Origin of the sequence: Massilia litorea (assembly GCF_015101885.1) — a bacterium.
Taxonomy (GTDB): domain Bacteria; phylum Pseudomonadota; class Gammaproteobacteria; order Burkholderiales; family Burkholderiaceae_D; genus Telluria; species Telluria litorea.
Window position 1 is genome coordinate 3859125 of sequence record NZ_CP062941.1, and the last position, 13433, is coordinate 3872557.

14 protein-coding genes are annotated in these 13433 nt (G+C 65.2%); 8 read left to right on the plus strand and 6 right to left on the minus strand.

Annotated features, from left to right (window positions below):
• Nucleotides 1–61: 61 nt before the first annotated feature.
• The 3 genes from LPB04_RS17385 to hmgA all read right to left on the minus strand — a co-directional run bounded on the left by LPB04_RS17385 (nt 62) and on the right by hmgA (nt 2568).
• A complete protein-coding gene (locus LPB04_RS17385) occupies nt 62–652 on the minus strand; it encodes a PEP-CTERM sorting domain-containing protein (protein ID WP_193685758.1) in 591 nt (196 codons plus the stop codon).
• A 167-nt stretch (nt 653–819) separates the two neighbouring features.
• Nucleotides 820–1233, minus strand: a complete 414-nt coding sequence (locus LPB04_RS17390; protein WP_193685759.1) for a secondary thiamine-phosphate synthase enzyme YjbQ — start codon at nt 1231–1233, stop codon at nt 820–822.
• 12 nt (nt 1234–1245) lie between these two features.
• Nucleotides 1246–2568, minus strand: a complete 1323-nt coding sequence (hmgA, locus tag LPB04_RS17395) for a homogentisate 1,2-dioxygenase (protein ID WP_193685760.1) — start codon at nt 2566–2568, stop codon at nt 1246–1248.
• A gap of 106 nt (nt 2569–2674) precedes the next feature.
• Between hmgA and LPB04_RS17400 the strand changes: the two genes are divergently transcribed.
• The 6 genes from LPB04_RS17400 to LPB04_RS17425 all read left to right on the plus strand — a co-directional run bounded on the left by LPB04_RS17400 (nt 2675) and on the right by LPB04_RS17425 (nt 8184).
• Nucleotides 2675–3580 carry a LysR family transcriptional regulator gene (locus LPB04_RS17400; protein WP_193685761.1) on the plus strand — a complete coding sequence of 302 codons (906 nt, stop codon included), beginning with the start codon at nt 2675–2677 and terminating at the stop codon, nt 3578–3580.
• 107 nt (nt 3581–3687) lie between these two features.
• On the plus strand, nt 3688–5037 hold the full coding sequence (gene mtoX / locus LPB04_RS17405) for a methanethiol oxidase (protein WP_307727234.1): 1350 nt from the start codon (nt 3688–3690) through the stop codon (nt 5035–5037).
• On the plus strand, nt 5034–5732 hold the full coding sequence (locus tag LPB04_RS17410) for an SCO family protein (RefSeq protein WP_193685762.1): 699 nt from the start codon (nt 5034–5036) through the stop codon (nt 5730–5732). The genes mtoX and LPB04_RS17410 overlap by 4 nt, the downstream gene beginning before the upstream one ends.
• A 207-nt stretch (nt 5733–5939) precedes the next feature.
• Entirely contained in the window at nt 5940–7028 is a 1089-nt protein-coding gene (gene hppD / locus LPB04_RS17415) for a 4-hydroxyphenylpyruvate dioxygenase (protein ID WP_193685763.1), read from the plus strand.
• Nucleotides 7029–7091: 63 nt separating this feature from the next.
• Nucleotides 7092–7442, plus strand: a complete 351-nt coding sequence (locus LPB04_RS17420) for a CidA/LrgA family protein (protein ID WP_193685764.1) — start codon at nt 7092–7094, stop codon at nt 7440–7442.
• Nucleotides 7435–8184: an LrgB family protein gene (locus tag LPB04_RS17425; protein WP_193685765.1), complete on the plus strand. Its 750-nt coding sequence runs from the start codon at nt 7435–7437 to the stop codon at nt 8182–8184. The genes LPB04_RS17420 and LPB04_RS17425 overlap by 8 nt, the downstream gene beginning before the upstream one ends.
• 38 nt (nt 8185–8222) lie before the next feature.
• Here the strand turns inward: LPB04_RS17425 and LPB04_RS17430 are convergent, their stop codons facing one another.
• The gene (locus LPB04_RS17430; RefSeq protein WP_193685766.1) at nt 8223–8858 is read right to left on the minus strand and encodes a hemerythrin domain-containing protein; all 636 of its coding nucleotides are present in this window, start codon (nt 8856–8858) and stop codon (nt 8223–8225) included.
• A 352-nt stretch (nt 8859–9210) separates the two neighbouring features.
• Here LPB04_RS17430 and LPB04_RS17435 point away from each other — a divergent pair, with 352 nt between their 5' ends.
• Complete coding sequence (locus tag LPB04_RS17435; RefSeq protein ID WP_193685767.1) at nt 9211–10119, plus strand: manganese catalase family protein; 909 nt, start codon at nt 9211–9213, stop codon at nt 10117–10119.
• Between the two features lie 138 nt (nt 10120–10257).
• Nucleotides 10258–11175, plus strand: a complete 918-nt coding sequence (locus LPB04_RS17440) for a ZIP family metal transporter (protein WP_193685768.1) — start codon at nt 10258–10260, stop codon at nt 11173–11175.
• A gap of 19 nt (nt 11176–11194) precedes the next feature.
• On the opposite strand, the gene LPB04_RS17445 is transcribed toward LPB04_RS17440, so the two are convergent.
• On the minus strand, nt 11195–11833 hold the full coding sequence (locus tag LPB04_RS17445; RefSeq protein ID WP_193685769.1) for a dienelactone hydrolase family protein: 639 nt from the start codon (nt 11831–11833) through the stop codon (nt 11195–11197).
• Between the two features lie 186 nt (nt 11834–12019).
• Complete coding sequence (locus tag LPB04_RS17450) at nt 12020–13363, minus strand: MFS transporter (RefSeq protein ID WP_193685770.1); 1344 nt, start codon at nt 13361–13363, stop codon at nt 12020–12022.
• Nucleotides 13364–13433 lie beyond the last annotated feature (70 nt).

Below are 13433 nucleotides of genomic sequence, written 5' to 3' on the forward strand. Positions count from 1 at the left end.
GCAATGGAAAATGGCGCCCTGCGGGGCGCCATTTTTTTCGCCTGATCGCAGGATCGAAGGCTTATTGACGGCTGCGGCGGCGCAGGGCCATGCCGGCCAGGCCCGCGCCCAGCAGGGCAAGCGAAGCCGGTTCCGGCACTTCGCCAGGATTGCCGCCAGGACCGCCGGTGCCGTCGTCGCCCGGCACGTAGGTGATGTGGCTCAGGCGGCCGATGTTGCAGTTGTTATCATTCTTGGTGTCCGAGCAGTCACCACCGCTCAGGAAATTCACCTGGGAGCTGCTCCAGACGAGTTGCGTCAGGTCGCCGGTATTCTTGAAGACATAGGTGTCGAGATTGGTATTGCTGCCGCCGGTGCCAAACTTCAGCAGGAAATAACCTGGTCCTGGTGCGGCAACATTGATCACGAACAAACCGGTCGCCGCGTCGAACGTCGCGCCGTTGGTACCGTCGATCTTGGTCAGGTCGTTTTGGTTGTAATCGTTGCCGGTTGCATCTTCGAAAAAGCTCAGTTCGGTTCCGGCGCCCGAGCTGGCGCTGTCGTACGATTTCAGGAACTCGTCCATCGTTGGTCCTGCCATGGCGCTGCCTGCTGCCAGGCCGGTTGCTGCGATTGCTGCAATCAGGATGCTCTTCATCTTCGTTGCGTACATGGTCAACCCTCTTTTTAGTTGTCAGCCCATCTATATGCAAAGGGCGTGCCAGCGTGCGTAAGTGCTTGATTTGTTAATGAACAGCATTTATTTGAGGTGTGGAAAACACAATAGTAGTTGACCACTGTAAATTATTTCGACAGCGCAGTCCCAGCTGCGGGGCCGATTCAGCCGATGACCGTGACCACCACCGTGCGCCGATGCGGCCTGGTCCGATGCTCCCATAGGAAGATGCCCTGCCAGGTACCGAGCAGCAGCCGGCCGCCGCCGACCGGGACCGTGATACCCGTATCGGTCAGCACGTTGCGCGCGTGCGCCGCCATGTCGTCGGGGCCTTCGTCATTGTGGCGGTAGGCCGGGTCGCCGTCCGGCGCGAGGCGTCCCAGTACGGTGTCGAGGTCGCGCCGCACGTCGGGGTCGGCGTTCTCCGTGATCGTCAGCGAGCAGCTGGTGTGCTGGACGAAGACCTGGGCCAGCCCGCAGGCGATGCCGGACGCCGCGACGACTTGCGCCACCTCGTGCGTGATGTCGCGGGTGCCGCGGCCGCGGGTCTCGACATGCAGGATGTGCTGGTGCGCCATCGGGCCGCTCCCTTACGGCGTCGGCCGGAAGTTTTTCCGGATGCCGGCCCAGCAGTCGTGATACCCGGCCTGGAGCTGCGGGGAAGCGAGGGCGTGCGCGGTCGGGCAGAGCACGTTGCGGGTTTCGAACATGAAGGCCATGGTGTCACCGACCTTCGCCGGCTTGCCCGTATCGGCCGTGCTGGCCTTGTCGAAGGTCGCCGCATCCGGTCCGTGCCCGCTCATGCAATTGTGCAGGCTGGCGCCGCCCGGCACGAAGCCCTCGGCCTTGGCGTCGTAGGCGCCATGCACCAGGCCCATGAATTCGCTGGCGACATTCCGGTGGAACCAGGGCGGGCGGAAGGTGTCTTCGCCGACCAGCCAGCGCGGCGGGAAGATCACGAAGTCGAGGGTGTCGACGCCCGGGGTGTCGGAAGGGGCCTGCAAGACCAGGAAGATCGACGGGTCCGGATGGTCGTAGCTGATCGAGCCGATGGTGTTGAAGTGGCGCAGGTCATATTTATAGGGCGCGTAGTTGCCGTGCCAGGCGACGACGTCGAGCGGGGAGTGCCCGATCTTGGCGCTCCACAGGTTGCCGCAGAATTTCGCCACCAGCTGGAAATCGCCTTCGCGTTCTTCATAGCGGGCGACGGGCGTCAGGAAGTCGCGCGGGTTGGCCAGGCCGTTCGAGCCGATCGGCCCCAGGTCGGGCAGGCGCAACAGGGCGCCGAAGTTCTCGCAGATATAGCCGCGCGCGGTGCCGTCCGGCAGGCGCACCTGGAAGCGGACGCCGCGCGGGACGACGGCGATTTCCTGCGGTTCCAGCGCGATCGTACCGAGCTCGGTGGCGATCTCGAGGCGGCCCTGCTGGGGCACGATCAGCAGTTCCCCGTCGGCCGAGTAAAAGAAGCGGTCGGTCATCGAGCGGTTCGCCGCGTACAGGTGGATCGCGCAACCGGTCATGCTTTCCGGCGAGCCGTTGCCGGCCATGGTGACCCAGCCGTCGACGAAATCGGTGGGCGCATCGGGCAGCGGCAGCGGACTCCAGCGCATCTGGTTCGGCGGCGGGGCGACGTCGGTAAAACTGCCGACGATGCGGCCCTTGTCGATTTGTTCGAACGGCCCGTGCATGGCCGCCGGCCGGATGCGGTACAGCCAGGAGCGGCGGTTATGCGCGCGCGGGGCCGTGAAGGCCGTGCCGGAAAGCTGCTCGGCGTACAAACCATAGGCGACCTGCTGGGGCGAATTGCGGTGCTTCGGCAAGGCGCCGGGCAGGGCTTCGGTGGCGAATTCGTTGCCGAATCCAGACAAATAAGCTGATTGGTAAGCGGATTCGGTACCGATGTGCTGGGTCATGCGGATCTCCTTGCAGTATTTCCGTGCACTCTAAGTCAGGCGTTGGCATTTTACGACGTGAATAGATGAATGTAGACTATTCATCTGCTAAATACTGGAGTCCCTTGTGATCGAGCCGCACGATATCGACCTGAACCTGTTGGCCGTGTTCCAGGAAGTCTACCGCGAACGCCAGATTTCGAACGCGGCGCGCCGCCTGAACCTCAGCCAGTCGGCCGTCAGCAATGCGCTGGCGCGCCTGCGCCGCCTGTTCGGCGACGCGCTGTTCGTGCGTACGGGGCAGGGCATGCAGCCCACGCCCTTCGCGCAAAGCCTGGCGGAACCGGTCGGCGCCGCCCTGGCCCAGGTCGCGCTGGCCCTGAACCAGCGCAGCGCCTTCGAAGCCGCCGCCAGCACGCGCCGCTTCACGATCGCCATGACCGACGTCGGCGAGCTGCATTTCATGCCGGCCCTGATCGAACGCTGCCGCCTGGCGGCGCCCCACCTGCAGATCAGCTCGCGCCGCGCGGGCAGTATCGCGCTCAAGGAAGAAATGGAGAGCGGGCGGGTCGACCTGGCGATCGGTCCCTTCGAGGACATTTCCGAAGCCTTGTATCAGCGCCTGCTGTTTCGCCAGCCCTATGTGAGCATGGTCAGGCGCGGCCATCCGCTCACCGAAGGCAAAGTCGACCTGGCCCGCTTCGCCGCCGCCGAGCACCTGTTCGTCGACTCCAGCGAGAGTCCTTACGACCGCATCAACCAGCTGCTGGAAAAGGCCGGGATCGGCGCCTCGACGCGCTTCCGGGTGCCGCATTTCACGGCCGTGCCCTACATCGTCCAGGCCAGCGACCTGGTGGTGACGGTGCCGCAGAAGCTGGCCGAGCGGGCCGGGCCGCCCTTCGGCCTGGCCTGGATCACGCCGCCCCTGAAGCTGCCGCCGCTGCAGACCAATATGTTCTGGCACCGGCGCTACAACCAGGACCCGGGCAACCAGTGGCTGCGCGGGCTGGTCGCCGGTACCTTCGCCCAATAGGGCGGACGGCCACGCTCGAGCTCGTTTAATCCGCTCGCTTTGATCTAACGCAAACTCTAAACCTTGCGGACAGCGATCCTGACGGCTTGTCCTGACAGGAGATCAACATGCAACTGCATCGACTCACCCGCGCGGCCGCGCCGCTTGCGCTGACTGCGCTCATGTTCGGCTTCACCGTCCCGCAGGCCTTCGCGGACGAGACCTGCAACTCCCCCTACCTGTCCAGCCTGGTCAAGGGGCAGGAAGACTACCTGTACGTGTGGACCCTGGGCGTGAAGGGGATGGGCGACGGCTCGGACAAGCTGGTCACCCTCGACGTGAATCCGAAATCGCCCAGGTTCGGCCAGGTGATCACGCAAGTCTCCGTGGGCGGGCGCGGCGAGGCCCACCATGCCGGTTTCACCGACGACCGCCGCTTCCTCTGGGCCGGCGGCCTCGACGACAGCAAGATCTATGTATTCGACATCCACACCGATCCCGCGAAGCCGCGGCTGGTGAACACGATAGCCGATTTCGCCAAACGCTCCGGGCTGGTGGGCCCGCACACCTTCTATGCCTTGCCCGGCAGGATGCTGGTCGGGGCGCTGTCGAACAACAAGGACGGCGGCGGCACCACCGGCATGGCCCTGTACAACAACAAGGGCGAGTTCATCCGGACCTACGACATGCCGGCCGCGCCTGCAATGAAAGGCGGTGACGGCTACGGCTACGACCTGGCCATCAATCCGGCCAGGAACGCGATGCTGAGCTCCAGTTTCACCGGCAAGAAAAACTACATGACGCCGCTCGGCACCCTGATCAAGGACCAGGGCGCGATGAAGCAGTTCGGCAATACGATGGTGCTGTGGAACCTGAAGGCCATGCAGCCCGAACACGTGTTCCAGGTGCCCGGCGCACCGCTCGAAATCCGCTGGTCGCTGAACCCGGGCGACGACTGGGCGATCACGGCGACCGCGCTCACCTCGAAGCTGTGGCTGGTGAAGAAGGACGCCAAGGGCCAATGGCAGGCGAAGGACGTCGCCACCATCGGCGACCCGGCCAGGACGCCGCTGCCGGTCGACATCTCGATGCGGGCCGACGGCAAGGGCCTGTGGGTGAATACCTTCATGGACGGCACCACCCGTTACTTCGACATCAGCAATCCGGAGGCGCCGCGCCAGACCTATGCGAAGAAGACCGGGTCCCAGGTCAACATGATTTCGCAGAGCTGGGACGGCAAGCGGGTCTATGTGAGCTCCTCGCTGCTGGCCAACTGGGACAAGGGCGGCGCGGACGACGAGCAATTCGTGAAACTGTTCGGCTGGGACGGCAAGGAGCTGAGCGAACAATGGAAAGTGGATTTCTACAAGCTCAAATTGGGGCGCCCGCATCACATGAAGTTCGGCGCGAAAGCGGGGCAGCTTGCGGCCTATCCGGCGGCAGCTGCGCCGGCCGCGGTCTCGATCGCGAAGCGGTGAGGGCGGGCGCGGTGTCGCGCGCCGCCTTGCTGGCGCTCGCCCTGTGGGCGGGTGCCGCCACGGCGGCACAGGACCCCGGCCCCTCCACCGTCCCGGTGCCCGGCTTCGTGCCGCCCGCACCGGGCAGCTACCGGCTCGAGCGCATCATGAAGGCGCCGGACGGGATCGTGCTGGAGAGCGACGGCAGCCTGCGCCGCCTGTCGGAATTCACGACCGGCAAGGTCACGCTGTTCTCCTTCATCTATACCTATTGCACCGACGCGAAGGGCTGTCCGCTGGCCTATGCCACCCTGCACAGCCTGAAGGGGACGATCGAGCGCTCGCCCTCCCTGCGCGGCAAGGTGCGTTTCGTCAGCATGAGCTTCGATCCGGAATTCGACACCCCGGTGGCGATGCGCAGCTATGGCGGCAGCGAGGCCCGCGATCGGCGCGGCCTGGACTGGCACTTCCTCACCACCCGTAACGGCAGGGAACTGGCGCCGCTGCTCGACGGCTTCGGCCAGGATGTCTCGGTCGCTGCCGAAGGCCGGCCCGGCCGGCGTCCTCCTGTACTGAGCCACATGCTGAAGGTCTACCTGCTCGACCCCGGCGGCGAAGTGCGCGAGATCTATTCGACTTCGTATCTGCACCCCGCCGTACTCCTCAACGATGTCAAGACCCTGTTGCAGGAGCGGCCCGGTCCTCGCCCGCGCTGAAAAAAAACCGGTTTTCGAACGGGGCGGGGACGGGTATGCTCCGCCCCGAGCATGCCGATCCGACATGATTGTCCGGAGCAGCTTGAGGAAGGACGCCCCGACTGGCGTATCATTCCGCTCGCACGGTTCCGCCAGGTAGCGCGCTCACGAGGCGCGCGCCGGCTGGAGGAGATCATTTGTACCAGTAGGAAGATAAGGGAAAACAAGATGGCTGACCTGTTTGAGAATCCAATGGGCCTGATGGGCTTCGAATTCGTCGAGTTCGCGTCCCCGACGCCGGGCGTGCTCGAGCCGATCTTCGAGAAGCTGGGCTTTACCAAGGTCGCGGTACACCGCTCGAAGAACGTGGCGCTGTACCGCCAGGGCGAGATCAATTTCATCATCAACAACGAGCCGAAAAGCTACGCCGCGTATTTCGCCGCCGAGCACGGCCCGTCGGCCTGCGGCATGGCCTTCCGAGTCAAGGATTCCCATCAAGCCTACAGGCGCGCCCTGGAACTCGGCGCCCAGGCGGTCGAGATCCCGACCGGCCCGATGGAGCTGCGCCTGCCGGCCATCAAGGGCATCGGCGGGGCGCCGCTCTACCTGATCGACCGTTTCGAAGACGGCAAGTCGATCTATGACATCGATTTCGAGTTCCTGCCCGGTGTCGAGCGCCGCCCGCCCGGCCATGGCCTCAAGATCATCGACCACCTGACCCACAACGTCTACCGCGGCCGCATGGCCTTCTGGGCCGGCTTCTACGAGAAACTGTTCAATTTCCGCGAAATCCGCTACTTCGACATCAAGGGCGAGTACACCGGCCTGACCTCGAAGGCGATGACCGCGCCCGACGGCAAGATCCGGATTCCGCTGAACGAAGAAGGCAAAGCGGGCGGCGGCCAGATCGAGGAATTCCTGATGCAGTTCAACGGCGAGGGCATCCAGCACATCGCCCTGCTGACCGACGACCTGGTCACGACCGTGGACGCGCTGCGCGCGGCCGGCGTGCCGCTGATGAGCGCGCCACCGGCCACCTATTACGAGATGCTCGACGGCCGCATCCCGGGCCACGGCGAAAATCCGGCCGAGCTGCAGGCGCGTGGCCTGCTGCTGGACGGCAGCGTCGTCGACGGCAAGCCGCGCCTGCTGCTGCAGATCTTCGGCGAAGCCCAGCTCGGTCCCGTCTTCTTCGAATTCATCCAGCGCAAGGGCGACGACGGCTTCGGCGAAGGCAACTTCAAGGCCCTGTTCGAGTCGATCGAGCGCGACCAGGTGAGGCGCGGGGCGATCGGGCAGGCGGCAGAGGCCGCGTAATATAATACGATGCGCCGGACAAACCGGCGCCATTCGGAGAACCTCGCCTTTCGGAGAACCTTTTTGCTGCCCGCATTCGCCCTGCTGCTCCTCTTCCAGTGCCTCGGCGAAGGCCTCGTCTTCCTGCTCGGCCTGCCCGTGCCCGGCCCGGTGGCCGGGATGATCCTGCTGTTCGTCACGCTGGTGCTGCGGCCGGCGCTGCAAACGCGCATCGAAACCGCCGCAAACGCACTCCTGGGCCACCTGTCGCTGCTGTTCGTCCCGGCCGGCGTCGGCATCGTGGCGGCCGCCGGCAGCGGCAGCGGGCACTGGCTGGCGATCGTCGCTTCCCTGGTTGCCAGTACGGTGCTGACGCTGGCGGTCACCGGGCTGGTCCTGCGCGGAATGAAACCGGAAGGAGAGGGCGATGCCTGATTTCGCCCAGCTCAGTCCGCATCTGAACCAGTTCTGGGTGTATTTGTCCGCCTCGCCGCTTCTGGGCCTGACGATGACGCTGTGCGCCTACGTGCTGGCGCAGGAAGTCTACAGGCGCTGCAAGTATTCTCCGCTGGCCAATCCGGTGGCGATCGCGATCGCCCTGGTCAGCATCGCACTGCTCGTGAGTGGCATGTCCTACCAGCGCTATTTCGCCGGCGCCCAGTTCGTCCACTTCCTGCTGGGACCGGCCACCGTGGCGCTGGCCGTGCCGCTGGCGCGCCAGGTACCGCGCATCCGGCGCGCCTTCCTGCCCCTGGCCTGCGCCTTGCTGGCGGGCTGTGTCACCGCCATCGTGTCGGCGGTGGGCGTGGTGCTGGTGCTGGGCGGGTCGGGCGTACTGGCGCGCACGGTGGGGCCCAAGTCGGCCACCTCGCCGATTGCCATGGCGATTTCGGAACGCCTGGGCGGCGTGCCCGCGCTCACGGCCGTGCTGGTGATCGGCACCGGCATTTTCGGCGCCGCGATCGCACGCTCCCTGTTCAATGCCATGAAGATCGAATCCCATGCGGCGCGCGGTTTTGCGCTGGGCCTGGCCGCCCATGGCATCGGCACGGCGCGCGCCTTCCAGGTGAGTGCCGAGATGGGTGCGTTCGCCGGTCTCGGCATGGGATTGAACGGCGTGATGACGGCCGTGCTGGCGCCCTGGCTGGTACCCCTGGTCATGCGCCTGCTGGGCTAGCCGGCAGGCGTTCCGGCTCCAGATTCAGCCCCGAGCTGTCAGCTTGCGTGCCGCGTCGAGCTGGCGTTGGACCAGGTACGGGTGTCGTCCGGCTTGCCACCCGGTTTCTTGACCAGGCTGCGCAGCGCGAGCAGGGCACTGATGCCGCCCACGACCATCGCGGTCGTGCTGCCGGAGAAGCCGACGGCGTGGCTCTTGGCCAGCTGCCCGGCTTTCGGCGCAACCAGTTCCATGCGGCGCTTGTTCATCTGGGCGCCGAGTTCCGACAGGCGCGCCTTGCTCATCAGGGTTTCCGCCTGCGGCAGCAGCGTCGTTTCCTCGTCGGCCACGTGGTGGATCACGTCGCGCATCAGTTCGAGCAGGATCTTGTCGTGGCGCGGGTCGGAACCGCTGGTACGGCGCAGTTCCGCGATCAGGCGGCGCATGTCGTCGTGCTCGGGCTCGGCCTTGTGGACGAAGGGCTCTCCCTTGTCGATCTGGCGCATCACGGGATAAAACACTTCCTCTTCCAGCGTGGCGTGGATCTCGAGCGCAGTGCAGATGGTATCGGCCAGCGCTTTCTTGACGCTCGGCGACTTGTCCTTCGTGTACTGGTGAAACGTGACCATCACATGCGAGTGATCGAAACGGATCATGTCGGTGATAGTCGGGCTCAGCTGGTTCATGGAAAACATGGTGTGTCCCTCCGGATTGACGAATGAATAAGATCCTAGTCCGGGCCGGTGCTGCACGGCGTAGGAGTGCGACGCATCGGTTTGTCGGCAAACGGCGCGCTGATGCGAAAATAGTTGAGTAACTGAAAGTAATAGCTACGTATGCGATCTGACCGGAAACAGGTGTTTTTCCTTGTGATAGTTTGTCACCGATGTCCTACACGGGAACGGCCAGGCTGCTGATTACTCGTCGAAATTTGTCCTGCCAAGATGAAGCCATGTTCGACTGACGGTTGACACCGTGCAGCCGTTTTAAGAGGGCGAGGCACGCTGTCGCGTGAACGCTTAGTTTTCATCTATCGGAGGAGTCGGAATGTTTGCACATAACAAGCGCCTGCAGTACACGGTTCGCGTTTCCGGACCGAATCCAGGCCTGGCCAACCTGATGCTCGAGCAGTTCGGCGGGCCCCAGGGCGAGCTGGCTGCCGCCATGCGTTACTTTACCCAGGCCGTATCGGAAGACGATCCGGGCCGCAAGGACATGCTGTTCGACATCGCAACCGAAGAGCTGAGCCACCTCGAGGTGATCGGCAATATTGTCGCCATGCTGAACAAGAGCGCCAAGGGCGAGCTGGCCGAAGCGGTCGATACCGAAGCCGAGATGTACCGCAAGATCACCGGCGCCGGCAACGACTCCCACATCACCCAAGTACTGTACGGCGGCGGCACGCCGCTGGTCAATTCAGCCGGCGTGCCCTGGACCGCGGCCTATATCGACTCGATCACCGAGCCGACCGCCGACCTGCGTTCGAATATCGCCGCCGAAGCGCGCGCAAAAATCGTCTACGAGCGCCTGATCGCGCTCACCGACGACCCCGGCGTGAAGGAAGCGCTGGGCTTCCTGATGACGCGCGAGGTGGCGCACCAGAAATCCTTCGAAAAAGCCCTGTATTCGATGGAGTCGAATTTCCCTCCGGGCAAAATGCCGGTCGATCCGCGCTTCTCCAGCGTCTATTTCAATATGTCGCAGGGTCCCGGCGAAATGCGCGGCCCATGGAACCAGGGTCCGCAGTGGGACTTCGTCACCGACCGCGAAAAGCAGATGGCGGTCGACGGCGGCTCCGGCGAAGCCGAGGTCAAACTGCCCGCGGCCGACATCGAGGTGCTCAAGCAGATGCAGGCGCGCACCCTGTCCGATCCGTCCAAGGATCCGCAGACCGGCGCCGAACTGGGCCTCGACCCATCGACGCCGAAAGGCGCCTCGGCTGTCAGCAAGCCGTAATCACGCAGCGAAGGGCGCGCGCCCCGGTTTCCGGACCGCTTTTCGGTCCGATCCAGGCGCGCGCCGTGGCCGCTCGGGTGTTTGCTACCCTGTTTTCAAGCCGGGTAGTGCGCCCCGGGCGGACGGAAGGAATCGTGGATGGACTCCGAAACAAGCAAACTGGGCTGGACTGGCGCGTATCTGCGCCCCCTTGTTCGTGCCTTGACCGTGCGGCGCATCATCGGCCTGCTGATTTTCTCGGCCGGCTGCGTCCTCATGCTCGGCAGCCTGGCCGACCAGCTCATGACCAATCCCAAAATGCCCGCCGCCTTGCTGGGCGGCGCGACGGCCGCCGCGGCCACGGCCCTGGGCACCCTGCCGGTCCTGTTTTCACAGAATTTTTCGAAACGTACCTATGACGGTTTCCTCGGCTTCGGCGCCGGCGTGATGCTGGGCGCGACCGCATTCTCGCTGGTCATCCCGGCCCTGGCAGCCGCGCGCTCCTCGGGCGCCGGACCCTGGGAAGCCAGCCTGCTGGCGGGTGTCGGCATCATGGGCGGCGCCGGCGCCATCCTCCTGATGAGCCGCGCCACCGAGCCGGCCCAGGTGCTGGCGAGCGACGTGCACGGCAGTTCGCTGCGCCGCGCCTGGCTGTTCGTCACGGCCGTCGCCCTGCACAACATGCCCGAAGGCCTGGCGATCGGCGTGGCCTATGCCGGCATCGACATCGAAAAAGCCCATTCGCTGATGACCGGCGTCTCGATCCAGGACGTGCCGGAAGGGCTGGTGGTGGCCCTCGCGCTGCGCACGGTCGGCTACAGCCGCCTGGTGTCGGTCGGCCTCGGCGTCCTGTCGGGCGTGATCGAGCCGATCGCCGCGGCGTTCGGCGTGGCCCTGATCGGGGTCGCGGGCGGGATGCTGCCGGTGGCGCTGGCGGCAGCGGGCGGCGCGATGCTGTTCGTGATCGTCAACGACGTGATTCCCGAGATGCGCGAAAACGGGAACGGGACCTCGGCGACGATTGCCCTGATTTTCGGGTTTATCCTGATGACGGTGCTGGATACGGCGCTGGCCTGATTTCTCGACCGGTGCGCCTTCAAGGCTCGAAATGCCGCACGAACCAGCTGCAAGCCAGGTCCGCCACCTGTTCCAGCGCGCCCGGCTCCTCGAACAGGTGGGTTGCACCCGGCACGATCTCGAGCGCTTTCTCGCAGCCCAGCGCCTCGTACGCTTCCCGATTCAGGTCGACCACCTGCCCATCCTCGCCGCCCACGATCAACAGGGTCGGCGCGATCACGTGGGCCAGGGCCGTCCCGGCCAGGTCCGGCCGCCCGCCGCGCGAAACCACGGCCGCGATCCCCGTTCCGCTGTCGGCCGCTACCCGCAGGGCCGCCGCCGCGCCCGTGCTGGCGCCGAACAGGCCCAGGGGCAAGGGCGCCGTCAGCGGTTCGGTACCGAGCCAGCTTGCCGCTGCGTGCAGGCGCGCGGCCAGTACGTCGATGTCGAAGCGGTTCCGGTAAGCGGCGTCTTCCTCGGGGGTGAGCAGGTCCAGCAGCAGGGTGGCGATGCCGCCATCGCGCAGCTCGGCCGCCACCTGGTTGTTGCGCGGGCTGAAGCGGCTGCTGCCGCTGCCGTGGGCGAACAGCACGACCCCGATCGGGGTTGCCGGCAGTTCGAGCATGCCTTCAAGAAGCGCGCCGCCCGCAGGAATGCTGATCAATAGCTTGCGTGTCATGGCTCCCTCCAGCGCCTGACAACATCGCCATGGCAGCGTTGCACCGCCTTGCCCTGACGATGTTGTCAGGCGCACCAAATCAGCTTAGACCTCGGCACAAAAAGAAAAATCCGGCAGGACACGCGGTCCGGCCGGATCGTGGAGGTCGGCGCCGGCACGGGCCGGCACCTACTCAGTATACGAAGCTTAGTCGCGGATTTCCAGCTTGCGGTTCAGGCTCAGCGCCGCCAGCGAGCCGACCGCGCCCGACAGCAGGTAGAGGCTGACATAGCCGAGGCCGAAGTTGGCCGACAGGCCGAGCGCGACCAGCGGGGCGAAGGCGGCGCCGACCAGCCAGGCCAGGTCGCTCGTCAATGCCGCGCCGGTGTAGCGGAAGCGCGACTCGAAGTTCGAGGTCACGGCGCCGGCCGCCTGGCCGTAGGACAGGCCGAGCAGGCCGAAACCGATCAGGATAAAGGCGTTCTGGCCGGCTTCACCGCCGTCGATCAGCATCGGGACGAAGGCCGAGAAGATGGCGATCAGGGCGGCGAGGGTGCCGAGCGTGGTGCGGCGGCCGACCTTGTCGGCGATCAGGCCGGAAATCAGGATGCAGACGGCGGCCACCGCGGCGCCCCACATCTGGACATACAGGAAGCCGCTGATCGGACGGGTGTCGTAGAGCTGCATCCAGGACAGCGGGAACACCGTCACCAGGTGGAACAGGGCGTAGCTGGCGAGGGCGGCGAGGGCGCCGATGACGACGTTGGCGCCCTGCGTGCGGACCAGTTCGCCAACCGGTGCCGGATCGAGTTCGTGGGCGTCGAGCAGGCGCGAATATTCCGAGGTCGAGACCAGGCGCAGGCGGGCGAACAGGGCGACGACGTTGATCGCGAAGGCGACGAAGAAGGGGAAGCGCCAGCCCCAGACCAGGAAATCGTCGGTCGACAGGTTGTCCAGCATATAGGCAAACAAGCCGGCGGCGATCAGGAAGCCTAACGGTGCGCTCAATTGTCCCAGCATCGCGTACCATCCGCGCTTGTGCTCGGGGGCGTTCAGTGCCAGCAGCGACGGCAGGCCGTCCCAGGAGCCGCCCTGCGCCACGCCCTGGGCGATGCGCATCAGCGACAGCAGGACGATCGAGGCGGTCCCGATCTGCGAATAGGTCGGCAGGAAGGAAATGACGACGGTTGCCGTGCCGAGCAGGAAGAGGGCGATGGTCAGCTTGACTTCCCGGCTGAAGCGTTTCTGGATCCCCATGAACAGGATGGTGCCGATCGGGCGCGCGATGAAAGCGAAGGCGAAGATGGTGAAGGCGTACAGGGTGCCCTCGAGCCGGTCGGCGAAGGGGAAGAACACCGCGGGAAACACGAGCACCGAAGCGATCGCATAGACGAAGAAGTCGAAGTATTCGGAGGCGCGGCCGATGACCACACCGACTGCAATTTCGCTCGGGGAGATATGGCCGTCCCGGGCATTGATGTTGCGGGCGCCGCTGTGGGGGGCGGTTACTGGCGCAGCTCCTGCGCCGCCGTACGTATTCGTGCTTTGCATATTCTTCGTCTCCAGTCAGGTCGGCGGCCTTCAGAAATCCCCCTGGCCTGGGCAAGGGTGGGACAAAACG

Bases quoted from the DNA above. Each gene is read 5' to 3' on its own strand.
- mtoX (WP_307727234.1), top strand. From the start codon at position 3,688: ATGCAACTGCATCGACTCACCCGCGCGGCCGCGCCGCTTGCGCTGACT.
- LPB04_RS17385 (WP_193685758.1), bottom strand. From the start codon at position 652: ATGTACGCAACGAAGATGAAGAGCATCCTGATTGCAGCAATCGCAGCA.
- LPB04_RS17440 (WP_193685768.1), top strand. From the start codon at position 10,258: ATGGACTCCGAAACAAGCAAACTGGGCTGGACTGGCGCGTATCTGCGC.
- LPB04_RS17435 (WP_193685767.1), top strand. From the start codon at position 9,211: ATGTTTGCACATAACAAGCGCCTGCAGTACACGGTTCGCGTTTCCGGA.
- LPB04_RS17430 (WP_193685766.1), bottom strand. From the start codon at position 8,858: ATGTTTTCCATGAACCAGCTGAGCCCGACTATCACCGACATGATCCGT.
- LPB04_RS17445 (WP_193685769.1), bottom strand. From the start codon at position 11,833: ATGACACGCAAGCTATTGATCAGCATTCCTGCGGGCGGCGCGCTTCTT.
- LPB04_RS17450 (WP_193685770.1), bottom strand. From the start codon at position 13,363: ATGCAAAGCACGAATACGTACGGCGGCGCAGGAGCTGCGCCAGTAACC.
- hmgA (WP_193685760.1), bottom strand. From the start codon at position 2,568: ATGACCCAGCACATCGGTACCGAATCCGCTTACCAATCAGCTTATTTG.
- LPB04_RS17390 (WP_193685759.1), bottom strand. From the start codon at position 1,233: ATGGCGCACCAGCACATCCTGCATGTCGAGACCCGCGGCCGCGGCACC.
- hppD (WP_193685763.1), top strand. From the start codon at position 5,940: ATGGCTGACCTGTTTGAGAATCCAATGGGCCTGATGGGCTTCGAATTC.
- LPB04_RS17425 (WP_193685765.1), top strand. From the start codon at position 7,435: ATGCCTGATTTCGCCCAGCTCAGTCCGCATCTGAACCAGTTCTGGGTG.